13 protein-coding genes and 1 riboswitch are annotated in these 17474 nt (G+C 55.8%); of the genes, 6 read left to right on the top strand and 7 right to left on the bottom strand.

All coding sequences use genetic code 11. The features are described 5' to 3' along the window. Window positions 1–6: 6 nt before the first annotated feature. Window positions 7–1542 carry a fumarate hydratase gene (locus tag QMG93_RS05850; protein ID WP_281934398.1) on the bottom strand — a complete coding sequence of 512 codons (1536 nt, stop codon included), beginning with the start codon at window positions 1540–1542 and terminating at the stop codon, window positions 7–9. Between the two features lie 270 nt (window positions 1543–1812). Here QMG93_RS05850 and QMG93_RS05845 point away from each other — a divergent pair, with 270 nt between their 5' ends. Beyond that, the gene (locus tag QMG93_RS05845) at window positions 1813–2964 is read left to right on the top strand and encodes a polysaccharide deacetylase family protein (RefSeq protein WP_281934396.1); all 1152 of its coding nucleotides are present in this window, start codon (window positions 1813–1815) and stop codon (window positions 2962–2964) included. Window positions 2965–3016: 52 nt separating this feature from the next. Continuing rightward, the gene (gene yfbR / locus QMG93_RS05840) at window positions 3017–3598 is read left to right on the top strand and encodes a 5'-deoxynucleotidase (protein WP_281934394.1); all 582 of its coding nucleotides are present in this window, start codon (window positions 3017–3019) and stop codon (window positions 3596–3598) included. Between the two features lie 131 nt (window positions 3599–3729). On the opposite strand, the gene ytaF is transcribed toward yfbR, so the two are convergent. Continuing rightward, a complete protein-coding gene (gene ytaF / locus QMG93_RS05835; RefSeq protein WP_281934392.1) occupies window positions 3730–4365 on the bottom strand; it encodes a sporulation membrane protein YtaF in 636 nt (211 codons plus the stop codon). 131 nt (window positions 4366–4496) lie between these two features. Here ytaF and QMG93_RS05830 point away from each other — a divergent pair, with 131 nt between their 5' ends. Beyond that, window positions 4497–5159, top strand: a complete 663-nt coding sequence (locus QMG93_RS05830) for a DUF1232 domain-containing protein (RefSeq protein ID WP_281934390.1) — start codon at window positions 4497–4499, stop codon at window positions 5157–5159. Between the two features lie 27 nt (window positions 5160–5186). On the opposite strand, the gene mgtA is transcribed toward QMG93_RS05830, so the two are convergent. Continuing rightward, on the bottom strand, window positions 5187–7823 hold the full coding sequence (gene mgtA, locus QMG93_RS05825) for a magnesium-translocating P-type ATPase (protein WP_281934850.1): 2637 nt from the start codon (window positions 7821–7823) through the stop codon (window positions 5187–5189). Between the two features lie 352 nt (window positions 7824–8175). Then, a riboswitch (M-box (ykoK) riboswitch) is annotated at window positions 8176–8348 on the bottom strand. Window positions 8349–8461: 113 nt separating this feature from the next. On the opposite strand from mgtA, the gene QMG93_RS05820 reads away from it, so the two are divergent. Then, complete coding sequence (locus QMG93_RS05820; RefSeq protein WP_281934388.1) at window positions 8462–8950, top strand: MgtC/SapB family protein; 489 nt, start codon at window positions 8462–8464, stop codon at window positions 8948–8950. 9 nt (window positions 8951–8959) lie between these two features. Here the strand turns inward: QMG93_RS05820 and QMG93_RS05815 are convergent, their stop codons facing one another. After that, the gene (locus QMG93_RS05815; protein WP_281934387.1) at window positions 8960–11509 is read right to left on the bottom strand and encodes a S8 family serine peptidase; all 2550 of its coding nucleotides are present in this window, start codon (window positions 11507–11509) and stop codon (window positions 8960–8962) included. 6 nt (window positions 11510–11515) lie between these two features. Further along, a complete protein-coding gene (pepF, locus tag QMG93_RS05810; protein ID WP_281934385.1) occupies window positions 11516–13315 on the bottom strand; it encodes an oligoendopeptidase F in 1800 nt (599 codons plus the stop codon). Window positions 13316–13402: 87 nt separating this feature from the next. Between pepF and QMG93_RS05805 the strand changes: the two genes are divergently transcribed. After that, the gene (locus tag QMG93_RS05805) at window positions 13403–13705 is read left to right on the top strand and encodes a hypothetical protein (RefSeq protein WP_281934383.1); all 303 of its coding nucleotides are present in this window, start codon (window positions 13403–13405) and stop codon (window positions 13703–13705) included. Here the strand turns inward: QMG93_RS05805 and QMG93_RS05800 are convergent. After that, a complete protein-coding gene (locus QMG93_RS05800; RefSeq protein ID WP_281934381.1) occupies window positions 13692–14633 on the bottom strand; it encodes an MsnO8 family LLM class oxidoreductase in 942 nt (313 codons plus the stop codon). The two genes, QMG93_RS05805 and QMG93_RS05800, sit on opposite strands and share 14 nt — an antisense overlap. A 126-nt stretch (window positions 14634–14759) precedes the next feature. After that, entirely contained in the window at window positions 14760–15539 is a 780-nt protein-coding gene (locus QMG93_RS05795) for an SDR family oxidoreductase (protein ID WP_281934379.1), read from the bottom strand. A gap of 609 nt (window positions 15540–16148) precedes the next feature. Between QMG93_RS05795 and serS the strand changes: the two genes are divergently transcribed. After that, on the top strand, window positions 16149–17438 hold the full coding sequence (gene serS / locus QMG93_RS05790; protein ID WP_281934377.1) for a serine--tRNA ligase: 1290 nt from the start codon (window positions 16149–16151) through the stop codon (window positions 17436–17438). Window positions 17439–17474: the final 36 nt, after the last annotated feature.

Below are 17474 nucleotides of genomic sequence, written 5' to 3'. Positions count from 1 at the left end.
CGGGCCTTATACGAAGACCGGTTCTTTGAACTGGGCCAGCTTCTCGCGCGACTCCTGCTCGACGTCGGCGTGCAGGCTGTTGCCGTGGGAATCCATGGTCACGATGGCTGCAAAGCCTTCGGTTTGGAGATGCCACATCGCTTCCGGAATGCCGAATTCCATGAAGTCGACGCCTTCCACTTTCTTAAAGCATTCCGCATAGTATTGAGCTGCGCCGCCGATGGCGTTCAGGTACACCGCACCGTGCTCCTGCAGCGCTTTTAGGGTTTTGGCGCCCATGCCGCCTTTGCCGATAACCGCACGAATGCCGAACTTCTTAATAATGTCGCCTTGGTAAGGCTCCTCGCGGATGCTGGTCGTCGGGCCTGCCGCTTTTACGATCCAGTTCCCATCCGCATCTTTGGCCATGACCGGTCCGCAGTGATAAATCACCGCGCCGTTCAGATCTACCGGAGAATCGTGATCCATCAAATATTTGTGCAGCGCGTCGCGGCCCGTATGCATCGGTCCGTTAATGATGACGACGTCGCCGACGCGAAGCTGGCGGATTTGCTCCTCGGAGATCGGCGTTTGCAGTACAACTTCGCGGCGCTCGCCTGACTCGGACGCGGCGGCCGGCTCGTCCTTCTGCATCGGCAGCTCTTCGCCCTTGCGGTATGCCCACTTCGTGATCGCGCCCGTTGCCGGATCAAGCAGCACGCCTTGTCTGCGGAACGCCCAGCAGTTGTACGCGACGGAGACGAAGAAGCTCGCCGGCAACCGGTTCATGACGCCGACTTTGCAGCCAAGCAGCGTCACTTGACCGCCGAAGCCCATCGTTCCGATGCCAAGCTTGTTGGCGTTATCCATAATATAGTCTTCCAGCTTGCGGAGTTCATCGTTCGGATTGACGTCGTCCGCCGCCCGAAACAGCTGGTGCTTTGCCAGCTCGTAGCCGGTCGTCCGGTCGCCGCCGATGCCTACGCCGATGAACCCGGCGCTACAGCCTTGGCCTTGCGCTTGATACACCGCATGCAGGATACATTTGCGGATGCCGTCGAGGTCGCGGCCCGCTTTGCCGAGGCCTTCGAGCTCGGTCGGCAGGCTGTATTGAATGTTCTTATTTTCACAGCCGCCGCCTTTGAGGATCAGCTTCGCTTCGATTTCATTCCGCTCCCACTGCTCAAAGTGGATGACCGGGGTGCCCGGGCCGATGTTGTCCCCGCTGTTCGCGCCGGTCAGCGAGTCGACGGAGTTCGTCCGCAGCTTGCTATCCTTCGTCGCTTGGGCAACGGCGGCGATGATTTGCTTTTTCATCTCGATCTGGTTCGCGCCGACTGGACAATGTACGATAAACGTCGGCATTCCCGTATCCTGACAGATCGGCGATACGTTGCACTCCGCCATCCGAATGTTGTCTGCTATCGTGGACAGCGAAAGCGCGGAACGCGTACCCGCATCCTCCCGGGCACGTGCAGCCTGAATCGCTTCCCGGACGTCGGCCGGAAGGTTCGTGGACGTTTCGACGATCAATTGGTAGATGCTCTCTTGAAAATGCTGCATGATGGCAAAAGACTCCTTTCGTTTTTCGCAAAAACGATACTTGATAACATGGAAACGCATAAATCTATAATAGCATATTCGGACGGGGACCAACACCGCGTTTTTGCACGATGCCGAAGGGAGGAAAAGCCCATTTCACAGGAGTGGCTTTACAAAACATTATTTTTTGATAAAAGCGCTTTCTTGAAGGAAACGGAAGCCGGTTTGTCGAATAATGCAGAAAAAACGAATAGGTCCATTTAACCACACCCGAAGGAGTTAAGAACTAGCATGAGAAAGCTACTCCTCCAAACGGTCCTTCTGGCCTTCCTTGGCCTCGGCCTTATCTTCCAGCCGCTAAGTGCGGCCAAAAGTACTATCCTTTATAAAGACCAGGTCGCCGTGATCATCTACCACCATATCGACGACGATGCCAAGAGCGGCGGGACGATCACCGCACAGCTCCTTAAGGATCAATTGACTTATCTCAAAAGCAAAGGGTACCAGTTCATCACGTTGAAGCAATTCAAAGCTTATATGGAAGGAGCGCCGGTTCCGAACAACGCGGTGCTTGTGACGTTCGACGACGGGTACGAAAGCTTCTACGTCAACGCCTATCCCCTCTTGAAGCAAATGCGCGTCCCTGCGGTCAATTTCGTCATCACGGGCGATTTGGAAAATCCGCTCGCGAGCTATATTCCGTCCATGTCGCGGGACGATATTATCGAAATGACGAGCGATACCAACTTCACCGATTTTCAATGTCACAGCCATCATTTTCATTATAAGCTGCCGGGCGGCGGAGCCGCATTGGTCAGCCGGCTCGTGAAGGACGGCGTCAAGGAAACGGAGGAGCAGTACAAGCAGCGGGTCGTCGGCGATACGAAAGCCTGCGTCGGCGCGCTAAGCGAGCTGTACACGGAGCCGGTCGATTCGTACGCTTACCCCTTCGGCATATACGACAAGCCGGCGCTGGAACATATCCGGCAGGGCGGCATCAAATATGCGTTCACCGTCGTCCCTGAGATGGCCACCCGCGAGGTGGACCGGCTGCAAATTCCGCGGATCGACGCCGGCAATAGCGGGGTATCGCCGGAGCGGCTGCATCAAGCGATTCTGCGGCGCGTCGTCGCGCCGATGGCGCCGACAAGCGAAGTGCCACTGGCCGAGACGGTCGGCGCATTCGGCGGCAAGGTCGCGCAGTCCCATGACGGCACCGTACAGATCGGCTTCGGAGCGCATAACTGGAGCGGCGCAGCAGGCAGCACGAAGCTGACCGCACCGGATGGCCGGACGCTGGCGCTTCATAAACCGCTGACATGGAAAAACAATAAAATCTTCATCAGTCTGAAAGATTTAGAACAGACGGTCGGGGGACAAATCGTGTATAATCCAAATGTACAAAGCTTCGCCTTGCGCCAAACGATCGATACGAAGCCTTGACCGGTTGTACGCATGAAGCCGAAGCTGAATTCATAATTTAGGATGATGATGGATGGAAAGTCATTTTTTAGCTTATTTGTACCGACTGCGGTATATCGAGCGCTGGAGCCTCATGCGGAACGTGCTGAAGGAAAATGTCGCCGAGCACTCTTTTCACGTCTCGATTCTGACTCATGTGCTGTGCACGATTGCCAACGAGGTGTACGGCAAGCAGGTGCCGACGGAGCGCGCGGTCAGCATGGCGCTGTTCCACGACGCGACGGAGGTTTTCACGGGAGACATTCCGACGCCGGTGAAGCACCACAATCCGAAGATTCTATCCAACTTCCGCGAGATTGAGCAGCTTGCCGCCGAGCGTCTGCTGGACATGGTTCCGGCACCGCTGCGACACGTATACGACCCGCTGATCGTTGCGAAGAAGGATGCCGATCCCGAGCTGAAAAAATACGTCAAGGGCGCCGATCTTCTGGACGCCTATCTCAAATGCGTGTCCGAGCTGTCCGCCGGCAACCGTGAATTCGCCATGGCGAAGAAGCAGATCGAACAATCGATTGAAGAGATGAACATGCCCGAGCTGGACTATTTCCTGCAGCATCTCGCCCCGAGCCTGGAGAAGACGCTCGACGAACTATAGCTCTAACGAAAAAGCAGTCCGACGCAAACCCGCGCCAGACTGCTTTTCTCCTATCTTTCGTTTCTTTCCAGTCATAACAAGCCGCCGCAGCCCGTAGTATAGTAAAGACAAGTAGCCGGGGGCCGTCTCCCTTAGTCAAACAGGGAGTTGCATGCAATCACCAGAAGGATTACCCCGCTGATCAATGTGCCGAATTGTCCCAAGGTGAAAGACCCGATGCGGACCCCCGCCACTTTCCGGCCTACCGCGACACCGATCCAGATCGTAATAAAGCTTCCTTGTGCAGCCGTAAGCGAGATGGCGAGCGGCGACAAATTCATCAGCCCTGCGCACAAACCGTTCGTGACGGCATTCGCCGAAAGCGCGATGCCCAGGACAACCGATTCGCCGATCCCGATGGACCCGGATTTATCCTTGTCGGCTTTCTCGGGATGCTGCAGGAGACCTTTTAACGACGAGCCGTCGGACCGGTCTTCCTTCACCTCGGGTGTCATCGCTTGCTTTCGCGGCATCGCCAGCAGCACGATGCGCAGTCCGATGACCGTTAAGACGAAGGCTCCGACCAAAACCGGAAGAATTCCCGGAAGCACCTCCGAAAGCCACTGTCCGAAGAAAATCCCCGTTTCGCTGAACAGAAAACAAATCATGGCGATGATCAGATTCGACAACACGCCGACGCGGATTCGCCGAATCCCATACGATATACCTACACCCAAATTATCCAGACTCGACGAGACGGCAAACCCTACAATTAACAGCCATGTCATGCTGTTTCACTCCTTTTCGCTTTATATTGGCATCATATTGAGAATTCGGCAAAAATGTGCCTATCCGTCTCAACAATGTTGAGAATTTTTCAATATGCTTACTCAACACAAGCAATCGGGAGGAATAACCGATGTCCGATAAGAAAAAAGAACCGGAGCTGGGCTCAACCTTAAAATCGCTGTTAAAAGGCCGTTCGTTGTCCATGCGCAAGCTGAGCCTGCTTACCGGAATCGACACGGCAACGATCTCGCGCATCGCCAACGGCAAGCAGCAGGCGAAGCCCGATCACCTGCAGCAGTTCGCCGTCCACCTTGGCGTACCCATGGAGCAGTTGTTTCAAGCGGCCGGATTCGACGTCGGTTCCCGCCAGTCAGAGCAAAGCTCGGATATTTACGCCTCCGTCGAAAGCATCAAGGATGTTCTCCTCTCGTCCAACTTATTCGACCAGCAGTTTACCACCGAGCTTGTCTTCAAGGAACTAAGCAAATACGAGCAATATGCCATGACCGAGGAGGGACAGCGAATCATCGTCGGCGATTTCCCCGCGAAGGTGGATAGCGTCAACGGCGCCGGGCCTTTTATCGATGAGCTGCGGCAATTGTATGTGCTGTACTGCCGGGAGGACACGACGCCGGAGAGGCGCGCGATCGCCGGCAGCGCCCTGCTTTACTTTATTTTGTCGGCGGATATTATCCCCGATTACGTCTTTCCTTTGGGGTATCTGGACGATGCCATCGCCGTCCAGATTGTCACCGGCCGGCTTTCCCAAACGGCCGATAAAATCGAACCGTAAGCCGGTCGGCCCTCGTTCGAATTGATCCTACAGCCACTCGTTGAATTTGCGGATATACCATGTTTTGATCAGTTGCGTCAACACGCAGTAGCTTAACAAGATACCGACCAGCCAAGGGAAATAGCTAAGCGGCAGCGGCTGCAGACCGATGCTGGCCCCGAAAGCCGAGAACGGAATATAGATGCCCGCCATGATGATGAGACTGGTCAGCAGAATGACGGGGAAGCTCGCCCGGCTTTGGACAAACGGAATTTTCTCCGTACGGATCATGTGCACGATCAAGGTTTGCGACAAGAGCCCTTCGATAAACCAGCCGGATTGAAACAGCGATTGCGCCTCGCTCGTATTGGCCGCGAAAACGTAATACATCAGGAAATACGTGGCGTAATCGAATATGGAGCTGATCGGACCGATAAATAGCATAAATCGGCCGACCGATTTGGCATCCCATTTTCTCGGCTTCCACAAAAACTCCTTATCCATCCGGTCCCACGGAATCGAAAGCTGCGAAATGTCGTAAAACAAATTTTGAATCAGCAGATGGATCGGCAGCATGGGCAAAAATGGAAGGAAGGCGCTGGCACCAAGTACGCTGAACACGTTGCCGAAGTTGGAGCTTGCCGTCATTTTGATATATTTCACGATGTTGCCGAACGTCTGGCGCCCTTCCATGACGCCGGCTTCCAGAACCATTAAGCTTTTTTCCAGCAGGATGATATCTGCGGACTCCTTGGCGATATCGACCGCCGTATCTACGGAAATGCCGACGTCCGCATCCCGCAGCGATGCCGCGTCGTTAATGCCGTCGCCCATGAAGCCCACGGTATGCCCTTTCGTTTGCAGCGCTCTGACGATTCTCGCCTTCTGGAGCGGGTTCAGCTTGGCAAATACCGTCGTACGCTCCGCCAAATCGGCCAGCTGCGCCTCGTTCAACCGCTCGATGTCGTTCCCCAGCACAACCCGGTCGACTTGCAAGCCTACATCCTGGCACACCTTCCTCGCGACAGCCCCGTTGTCTCCCGTTAATACTTTCACTTCCACGCCGCTTTCCTGCAGTGCCCGGATCGCTGCCGCCGCCGTTTCTTTCGGCGGGTCCAGGAAGCCGATGTACCCGACAAGCACAAGGTCCTTCTCATCTTTCAAGCCGTACGGCTCGTCATTCCGCTCCGTCGTTTTCACGGCCACGGCAATGACGCGCAGTCCGTCGTTATTCCATTTGCGCACAAGCTGCTTTGCTTTGACCGTGAACAGCGGCGTCAACGGCACGACTTCACCTTGATCGGACACATGCGTGCACACGCTGAGAATTTCTTCAATCGCTCCCTTGCAAATAAGCAGATGGCCGTTCCCACCTTTTTCCAGCACAACCGACATCCGGCGGCGGTTGAAATCGAACGGAACTTCGTCGATTTTCGTATAATTCCCTCTTGTTACGAGAACGTCCGTCAATTCCGCGTGCTCCAGGACGGCGACATCCAGCAAATTTTTCAACCCCGTCTGATGATAGCTGTTTAAATAGGCGTATTCCAGAACCGTCTGGTCTTGGTTGCCGTGAATGTCCGAGTACGTCTCCAGAATGATTTTGTCCTGCGTGAGCGTCCCGGTTTTATCGGTGCATAAAATGTTCATCGCGCCAAAATTTTGAATCGCGTTCAACTTTTTGACGACGACTTTGTTGCGGGCCATAACGGAAGCGCCTTTGGCCAGATTGGCGGTGACGATTACCGGCAGCATCTCGGGTGTTAACCCTACCGCGACGGACAGACCGAAGAAGAACGCTTCCCACCAGTCTCCCTTCGTGAAGCCGTTGATGAAGAAAATAACCGGCACCATGATGAGAATAAACCGGATCAGGACGAAGGTAACGTTATGGACTCCTTTATCGAAGCTGGTTGGCGGCCGTTTGCCCGTCAACGTTTTGGCCATCGAACCGAAGTAGGTCGAATCTCCCGTGGAGGTCACGATTGCCGTTGCCGTTCCGCTAATGATGTTCGTACCCATGTAGCACATATTGGCGAGCTCCAGCGCGTTGCGGGATTTCACATGTTGCACTCGCGAGCGGACTGCTCCCCGCGGCGACGTATCCTGCTTCTCCACGGGCAGCGCCTCCCCCGTGAGCGCCGATTCGCTGACGAACAAGTCCTTGGATTGGAGCAGCCGGACGTCCGCCGGCACCAGATCCCCTGCGGACAGATGAATAATGTCCCCGGGAACGAGATCTTCCATATCGATCTCCTGCTTGAGCGATTGCCGGGTCACGGTTGCGGTTGTCTTGACCATCGCCTTCAGCTTTTCCGCCGTCCGGATCGAACGGTATTCCTGCGTGAACGTAATCAGCACGCTGATCGATACCATGGTGCCGATAATGATCACGGCTTCCATGTCATCGGTAAAATACGAAAATAGAGCAAGCCCCAGCAAAATCAGGATGAACGGATTTTTAAAGCAAAGCAGCAGTTGGATGAACCATACCGGCGGTTTTTCGTAAGCGATCCGGTTGCTTCCGTACTGTTCCTGCCGCTCTAGGGCTTCCCTCTGGGAAAGTCCTTGCAGAGACGTGGACAATTCTTCCATCATTTCTTCAACGGTGCATTCGGATGCTTTCAACAGGCGCTCGGAGATTTCGTGTTTCCAGGCTTCGCTATTCGTTTTGTTCATTTTCATTCTCATGTTCGGTTCCTCCGCTACGTAAAAAATTGAACGCAAAAAAAGCTCTTTCCGTCAAGGAAAGAGCCCGCAGCTTTCGAACACGAAACTCATGGCGCCTGAACCCATGTCAAATAAGCATACCTAACTATACCCGGCCGCCCTATCAAGGGCAGGGGAAAAGAGGCATGGGAAACATGGGAGGGCCACAGCTGCGCGGCTCTTCCTCGTTACGACATATGGACTTGTAGAAAATAACCGTCGAAATCGACTACTACTGCTACTGTCCATGTGCATGTTTCCCCCCTCTCAAAATGAAAAACCCCTCAGTTGACCTGAGGGGTTCGATAAGCGCACAAAAATACACCATCGCTAACCCCCTGGTCGAGTTTTGGCACTATACAACGTAAAGAGCGCGGTTCGCTCTTAGCCACGTTAAGAAAAGCCTTAATCCGGCAGTTCCTGTTCTACCCATTGGCATCTTTCGATATTTCCGGGCAGTGGCCTATGTTTGTATAGGAGCCTCACCTAACGAGGTCATCTGATTTACATAGCTCATCATATGCTTGCGCTGTTCAATTTGTCAACCCTTTTTATAAAAAGGCGAGGGCCTGGGAATCTTTAAAAGAGTACAAGCCGAAGCAAAGGAGTCCGGGATGGAAACTTTTTTGGCGGAAATCCACAACTTCCCTGTTATTGCGCTGCGGTTGATTGCCGCTTTCATCGCAGGCGGATTTATAGGGTGGGAACGAGAAACCTATATCGATTTACCCGTCTCGCACCGGGGTTCCATTTTCCGGTTGTACGCTCTCGTTTGCTTCGGGTCCTGCCTGTTTACCATTGCAGGTTTATTTGGCTTTTCCCAACCCAATTACATTTCCGATCGAATCTCCGCCCAAGTGGTCAGCGGCGTCGGATTTCTAGGGGCCGGAACCATATTAAGAGACCGCAAAGGAATTATTCGCGGCTTGCCGACGGCGGCGGGAATTTGGGTAAGCGCTTCGATCGGAGTGACGATCGGTTCCGGTCATCTGCTTTCCGGATTTTTCGGTACCTTGCTGGCCTATATCATTATGATTTTGCCGCATCGTTTTCCTCATTTTTTTGTCGGCAGGAAACAGAAAGTGGATCACAGCGACGAATAATTTTTTTGATCAATTCATCATGCGGGCGAGCAAGGTCACAAACTCTGCCCGCGTCGCCTGACTTTCCGGACGGAACGTTCCGTCGGGGAAGCCTGTAATCCAGCCTTCCGCTTTCAGCTGCTTCAAAATGCCTACTCCCCAATCCGTTTCTTTTACATCTGCAAAAGGCGACGTTCCTCTTTGTTTTCCGCTCATTTTCATGCTTCTTGCCATCATGGCCGCCATTTCCATACGGGTAAGGTACCGGTCCGGGGCCAACGATCCGTCGGGATAACCGTCAATGATCTCCGCCTGGGCGGCTTTGGCGATCAACGGGTAAGCCCAATGCTCGGGTCCAAAATCCGTATAGCGGACTTCTTTTTGCTTCGTCAGCTTTAACCCCCGGACCAGCACGGCCGCAGCCTCCGCCCGCGTAATCGGTCGATCCGGCATGAACCGGTAATGCTCGTACCCGTCAATGATTTTCCGCTCGGACGCCAGCTTGATCACCGCTTCGGCCCAATGCCCTTTGATGTCGGCATATCCGCCAACCAGCGGCTTGACCTCGGCTTTAAGCCCGTAGAACCGGTCATCGAATGCCGCGTCCGCCGTTAAGCGGATGTAATAAACGCCCGGCTGCCAAAGCTGACTGAGCACCGCCTCCGACGTGCCATCCGGATTCGTGACCGAGTCAATCTGCTTGAGCGTGCCGTTATAGGCGGACATCGTCATCCGTATGTTCTGCGGAATGCCGGATAAACGAAGCTCGACCAGGCTTTCCTCGTCGATGTTCAGTGAAAACCAGTTTGCGCCGCCGCTCTTATCCAGCAGCCCTTGATATTTCGCTCCGGGCTGCATGACCGTAGCCGAGTACGGCTTATCGTGCGGACCGTTCGGATCGAGCAGCTTGGGCTTGTATTGGATCGCAAGCGTGTATTCGCCCGTAATGGGAGGGATGTAGCCCTCGGCATTGCTGACGCGGATATAATAGTCGCCCGGATAGACATCCGTCTCCGGAAAATATTCGGATTCCCCTTCGCCGCCTTCGTCGATCGTCTTGCCCTTTTCCCCTCTCTTTTGAACGAACAGCACCGGGTCCATCCGGTTCGTATCGACGGATAACCGGACGCTCAGCTTGCCCGTTTGCGTAACTGGAATAATATACCAACCTTGGTCGTTGTTCCGGTGAAACGTTCCTTTTAAGGTCTGACTTTGCGCCGGAAGCACGTAGGCCTTGTACTGCTTGCCGTTATCGGCATAGACATCCTTATAAATTTCAAAAGAGGTCGTAAGCTTGAATTCCAGCTTGCGCTTGGCGGCGGCGTTTTTGATCTGCAGCTTCAAGTAGCTTTTACCTTTTTTCACCGGCATCGTGACCGGCCCCGCCGCGCTTAGGGAATAATCTTTAACGCCTCCTCCGGCATCCGTATGCGTAACGGCTATTTCCTCCTTCGGGTCCGACTCCAGCTCCAGCCTGACGCTGCCGTCGTAAGGCGCCTCGAAGGTAAACCAGTTCGGATCGCTCTCGTTCTCAAACGAACCGCTGACCGTTTTGCTTACCGAGATGGGGGTGGCCTGCTCCTTCCGGTCGTTCCGCTTGTACATATGTTCCGAATAAGGGTCCTTCAGAACGCGGTCGGCGCGCAGCAGACCGTAGCCGGTCCCGGAACTCCAACCGGTCCCGCTGAGGTCCTCGGCCGTTTGCCGCAGCAAACTGCGAATTTGATACGGCTTCATCCAAGGATACTTGGCCCAGGCCAAAGCGCAAACAGCCGCAACCTGAGGCGCCGCCATGGAGGTGCCGTCCTTATGTTCGTATCTCCCGCCGATCGCCGTCGTAAAAACATCCCACGGCGCCACCAGATCTACCTCGGGGCCGCTGTTGGACAGCTTATGCGCCTTCTTGTCCGCCGCCATTCCGCCGACGGCCAGAACGGTAGGATACGCCGCCGGGTATTTGACACTGTTTCCCTCGTTGCCCGTGGCCGCGACGAGCAGCACCCCTTTCGTCTCGGCATAGCGCACGATTTCACTCATGTAGTCCGAATACTTGTTCAAGCCGAGCGACAGTACGACGATTTTGGCCCCATGATCGACGGCGTAGCGGATGCCCTCGCCCAATTTGGCTTCGCTGCCCGTGCCGTCGTTCTCTACCGCCTTCACGGGCATCAGCTTGGCCTTCCATAAAATGCCTGCGATTCCTTTATCGTTGTTGGCCGCAGCGCCGATGATTCCGGCGACATTCGTGCCGTGTCCGTTGTCGTCGCGCGGCGGCTGGCCGGGCTCGATCAAATTGATTCCTTTCACCAAATTCGGCATAAGATCCGGATGGTTCAAATCGACGCCCGTATCCACGATCGCAATTACGATCGAGTCGTTTCCTGTCGCAACATCCCAAGCCTCGCTCATATGAATTTGCTGCAAATAGGCTTGCTTCTCCACCAGCGGGTCGGTCGGGTAAGCCGAAATCTGCACATCCCTCGCTTCCTCGGCCGCCACCATGGAAGGAAATGGAACCCACAATGACCATAGGAGTAAAATACAAATCAGGACGATGATGTTGACTTTTTTATTCGGCATCGCTTATTAAAACAACTGCTCCAGCTCGTCGATCAAAGAACCGACATAGGCGACCGCGCTGCGAATCGGCTGCGGCTCGGACATATCGACCCCGGCGAGCTTCATCAGCTCAAGCGGCCGCATCGTGCCTCCGGCCTTAAGCACGTCAAGCCAGCGGTCCACGGCCGGTTGCCCTTCCTCGCGGATGAGCTCGGCTACGGCCGTCGAGGCCGTTAAGCCCGCGGCGTACGTATACGGATACAGCCCCATATAATAATGCGGCTGGCGCATCCAGGTTAATTCCGCTCCCGCGTCGATGTCGACCGCATCTCCCCAGAACTCCGACAGCACGCTTCCCTTCAGCTCGCGGAGCTTTTTCGCCGTCAGCGCCTTGCCCGCTTCCGCTGCCTCGTACACCCTTCTCTGCATGTCGCCTTCCAGCAGATGCGTGACGAAATTGTGATAGTAGGTGTTCAGAAGCTGAAGAATCACCCATCGTTTCAGACGCGGATCGTCGGACTGCTCCATCAGATGCCGGGCGAGAAGCAGCTCGTTCATCGTCGACGGCGCTTCGATAAAATAGGTAGACGGCCTGTAGTTCGTATACCGCTGATTGCGCGCGGCCAGCATCAAATGGCCCGCATGCCCCAGCTCGTGCGCCAGCGTAAAGGCGCTGCGCATATTGCCCGCCCAGGTGATCAGGATGTAGGAATGCGTGCTGTACGGACTCGAGCAGAAGGCTCCGGTCGACTTGCCGATATTGTCGGCGTAATCGATCCAGCGCCCGGTCAGCGCCTGCTCCATGAGCTCCGTATATTCGGACCCCATCACCCGGAGAGCGTCCAGAATTGTCCGCCCCGCCTCTTCGAACGTGACCGAAGGACTGAATTCCGGATCGAGCGGAGCTTTCAAATCGCAGAACCGGATGCGGTCCAAGCCGAGCACCCGCTGCTTCAGCCGGGCAAACCGCCGCATGTGCGGTGCCAGCTCCGTACGGATAATATCAAGGATGTTATGATACATCGGAATCGTAACCTGCTGCGGCTGGAGCAGCATATGCGTCACGGATTCGTAGCCGCGTAGCCGGGAAATGACCGTCTGTTTTTTCACTTCGGCGGCATATACGGCAGCAAACGTATTCTGGTAAGACTCCAGCGTCCCGGTAAACGACTCGTAAGCATTGCGGCGCAGCGCGGTATCCGGCGACAGCTCGTAGTCGGTTTCGTACAGCGCGAACGAAACCGGCCGCGTTACGCCCTCGCCGTCCTCTACGGAAGTGAAGGACATATCCGACAGCTTGCTTCGCTGATAGATCGTATAGGGGGCGCCCAGCACTTCCCCGAGCGACGCCAGGACCGCTTCGGTCTCTGCCTGCAGTTGATGCGGCTTTGTATCCAGCAGATCCGTCAAGCTTTTGCGGAACGGCTCCAATTTCGGTTCTTCCCCGATGTAGCGCTCCAGCCATCCGTCCGGCAGCTCCAGCAGCTCCGAGCGAATGAACGAAAGTGCGGCACCCGCTTGCGCAGCGACATCTCCGACCCGGGCGGAATTCGCTTGGTACGCCGGGTTCGTTCCGTCGCCGGACAGCTGCAAACGGGCATACGTAGAGGCGCGCAATAGCCGAATGACCAGCGCCTCCTGGGCTTCCAGACACTCCAGAAGCTGGCCGGCCCCTTCGTGCAGCTTTCCTTGAAAGCGCTTCATGGACGGAAGAGCTTCGGCGATGCCGGTCATCTCGGTTTCCCAAGCGTCGTCTCCCGCATATAAATCGGCCAAATTCCAAGTGGATTGCGGCTCGACCTGGTCTCTTCTTTTTCTCTCTTTCATTTCCGCTTTCTCCTTTACATTTGAAGTAGACCGTTCCATCCGTCATAATAAGACAATAATGAATTCATCGATAAGGATGGCCGGCTTATGGCATTCGGTATTAAAAGAAAAGAGCTCGTTCAGTGGAAAGAAGCGGTCACTCGCGGGGAGATCGCTTTTTTAACCCATTTTTGGTTCGATCCGCGCTTCCCGGAGTTTCATTCGGTCACCAAAGTCGGATGCTCGGATATGAAGCGGCTCGTCGCATGGTGCGAGGCCAACGGACTGAATCCCCGGTATATCCACGACCGCGAAAGCTTCCCGCACTACGACCTGATCGGACCGAAGCAGATCGAAATTTTGCAGAAGGAAGGGCTTGGGGAACATATGGAACGGTTCAAGCTGTGCTGATGCCTCCCGCAGGTCCCCATACGGCGTCCGCCAGCAGCTCATACGAACGTAAGCGGCTTTCGTAATCGGGCCCCAGCGTCACGATCATAAATTCGTCGACACCGCAATCCCTCTGCAACTGCTCCAATGCCGCCTTCACTTGTCCCGGAGTTCCGATCATCGGCTTGGGCCGATCCGCTCCGCTGCCGTCCTCCGGCTGAAGCAGCCGCTTCGCTTCGGACGCGAGCCTGTGCGCCTCCTCTTCCGTATCCGCGCAAAGGACGCTCACGGCCATGATCGCACGCGGGGCGGCTCCCATGGACGTTGGTCGGAACTCCCGAACATAGGCGGAAAGTACTTCCGCCCCGTCCCGGTCGCTCATGAATTGGCCGAAGACGTATCCGGCCCCGAATTCCGCGGCATACGCGGCGCTCTTCTGATTCGTTCCGAGCAGCCACACCTCCGGGGCGGCAGGAGGAACGGGCATGGCCCGGACCGGGACATTCTCCACGCGAAATTTGTCGGCAAGCAAGGCGGACAAAGAACGAATCGATTCGGGCAGCTGCCGGACATTTTCCAAAAAATTGCCGCTCAGCGCCATGCTCGTATGCGCCGACCCTCCCGGAGCCCGGCCGATTCCGAGATCGATCCGCCCGGGATACAAAGCCGCGAGCAGCCGAAACGTTTCAGCCACCTTGATCGGCTTGTAATGCGGCAGCAGCAGCGCCCCGGAGCCGAGCCTAATCCGCTCCGTGTGCGCCCCGATATGCGACAGTAGCACTTCCGGCGCAGGGCAGGCCAGCCCCGGCATATCGTGATGCTCCGCGGCCCAGTAGCGCGAGTACCCCAGCTTCTCCGCCGTCTGCGCAAGTCTGCGCGCTTGCGCCAAAGCGGTCGCGGCATCCGCCCCTTCAAGCAAAGGAACAAGATCCAGCAGGCTTAGCTTCATGTACGTCATTGCTCCTCTCTCAGGGCTTGCTTCATTCCTTCTAAGTTTATCCAACATCTGCCGCGCCATCAACTTTACCGCCTGACAGCTTGGCTTCTGTCCTTCAGGATCGTCAGCGGGAAAGCCTCAGTCCCAAAATCCGCCGTCCGAGTGAATGATTTGTCCCGTCACCCACCGGGCGTCGTCGCCAGCCAGAAACCGGATCAACCGTGCAGCATCTTCCGGCTGTCCGATGCGTCCCATCGGAAATTTGGGAAGCAGCGTCCGCTTCAGCGCTTCGTCCATCCACCCCGAATCGGTCGGTCCGGGATCGACCGCATTGACCGTGATCCGGTGCGGGGCCAGTTCCGCCGCGAGCGAGACGGTAAACGCCGAGATGGCCCCTTTGGTCGCAACATAGGCTAGATTTCCCGGCATCGGACCTTTGTCTTGTCCCGATACCAGATTGATGATCCGTCCGCCACTCCCCCCTTTCAACCTGCGGGCAAATTCCACCGAAAGCATGCAAGTGCCGCGAACATTGATTGCGTGATGCGCATCGAGAATATCTGCGCTCAGCGCCTCGAAACCGACTTCCTCGCAATGCGTTGCGTTATTGATCAATATAAACGGGGTGCCCAACTGGTGCAGCACTTCATCCAGCAGCCGAATCGCCGAATCTTGGTCAGATAAATCCAATTCCATTGATCCTGCTCTTACGCCGAGTGCGACAAGCTCCTCGGTCATCTGCTTCGGCCACTCCCACTCGCTTCCGTAAGGCTGAGCTTCGTCATATTTGCGCCAATGGGTAAAAAACAGATCGGCGCCTTCTTCCGCCAGCGCGCGGGCAATGGCGCTCCCGATGCCCCTACGGCGGCTCACTCCCGTCACAATGGCGATTTTGCCTTGCAGTCTTTTCTCGTTCATACGATCATCCTCCTGTAGATGGAGACGCGGCGGTGTGAGCTGCCGGAGATGCAACTATTCCCGGCTGAACTAAAAAAGCGGATACCATAAGGTATCCGCTTGCCGGGTGTCGGGCTCGTTCCCATAGCGTCCCTGTAATGGTGACAGACAGGCACACCTCTCCCGTTAAACCGATCGGGATCGTGCGCTATCCGGTTCGTCAACCATTACAAAGTGCCTGCCATCGGAAAAAATTCCCCTTTCCTGCATCTCTATCCTGATTGTACAAGAACGGCAGTGACCGGTCAATCCAGAACAGGCCGGAAGTGACCCCGCGATTCCATCGCCTCGCTGCCCTGCACTTGAATCCTTTGCCCGAATAAGCTATACTACAACAAATTGAATGATCGACCATTTGCCTATGAAGAGCATCCAACTCGGAGGCGTTCTCGTTAAAGGGACCGATACCGTCCCTCAAGTGAACCGGGCCCGCCCGTTAACGCGGAACCAAAGCGGATCGGACCGCCATGCTGTCCGGTCAAGTTGGGTGGCACCGCGAGACAAGCGCTCCTCGTCCCAAAAGGATATAGGGCGCTTTTTGTCATTTTCCGAAAAAAGGAGCGGTACCACATGCTGGACATTCACTGGATTCGCCAAAATCACGAGAGGGTACAAACGGTCGCCGATCAAAAAGGAATCGCCGTTTCCGTCGCCGAGCTGCTCGCCTGGGACGAGAAGAAGCGAAATCTGCTTCAAGAGACCGAGAAGCTGCGACATGCCCGAAACAAGCTGTCGGAGGAAATCGGTACACTCGTTCGTACGGGAGGCCATAAAGAAGCCGAGCCGTTGAAACGTAACGTGAAGGAGCTGGGAAGCCGCTTGGCGGAGACCGAACCGCAGCTGGCCGAGGCGCAGCGGCAATTCGATCAACTGATGCTCCGCATCCCGAACGTCGTATCTCCCGACACGCCTGTCGGACGTTCGGATGTCGACAATATTGAAATTCGGCGTACCGGAACGCCGCCCGTGTTCGCTTTCAAGCCCAAAGACCACGTAGCCCTTGGCGAGCTTCACCGGATGATCGACATCCCGCGCGGCGTCAAGACAGCCGGAACCCGGAACTATTACCTGCGGGGGCCCGGAGCGCTGCTGCACCGCGCCGTTCAGCAGCTTGCGGTGGATATGCTGCTAAGCCGGGGCTTTACGCTCATGGAGGTTCCGCTGCTCGTACGCGCGGATGCCTTGACCCATACGGGCTACTTTCCCTTCGGCCAAGATCAGGTGTACCGGATCGCGGACGAGGACAAGTGGCTGGTCGGCACCTCGGAGGTGCCGCTTGTTTCGTATTACAGCCATGAGGTGGTCGATGTCCGCGAGCCGCTCATGCTTGCCGCCGTCTCGCCGTGTTTTCGAAGCGAGGTCGGCTCGGCAGGCAAAGACGTGCACGGCTTATACCGCGTGCATCAATTTTCCAAAGTGGAGCAGGTTATCGTGTGCGAAGCCGAGCTTGACCGTTCCGAGCCGCTACTGGAAGCCATCACGAGCAACGCGGAAGAGCTTTTGCAGCTGCTGGAGCTGCCCTACCGGGTCATGGCCGTCTGTACCGGCGATATGTCGCAAAAAACGTATATGCAGTACGACATCGAAACTTGGATGCCGAGCCGTCAAGCCTACGGCGAAACCCATTCGTCGTCCCACCTGCTCGACTTCCAGGCGCGCCGTTCGAACATTCGGTATCGCGATTCGGGCGGCAAGCTGCGCTACTGCCATACGCTCAACAATACGGCCGTCGCATCGCCGAGAATCCTAATCCCCCTGCTGGAAAACCACCAGGCCGAGGACGGTTCGATCCGCATTCCGCCAGCGCTGCGCCCGTATATGAACGGCTTGGAGCTGCTGCTCCCTCCGTCCGAAGAATAACAAAAAAGGCCGGAGTTGTTACCCCGGCCTTTTCCA

Source organism: Paenibacillus tyrphae (genome assembly GCF_027925525.1).
GTDB lineage: Bacteria > Bacillota > Bacilli > Paenibacillales > NBRC-103111 > Paenibacillus_G > Paenibacillus_G tyrfis_B.
The sequence above is the reverse complement of the archived record's forward strand: the minus strand, read 5'-3'. Positions and strand labels throughout refer to the sequence as shown.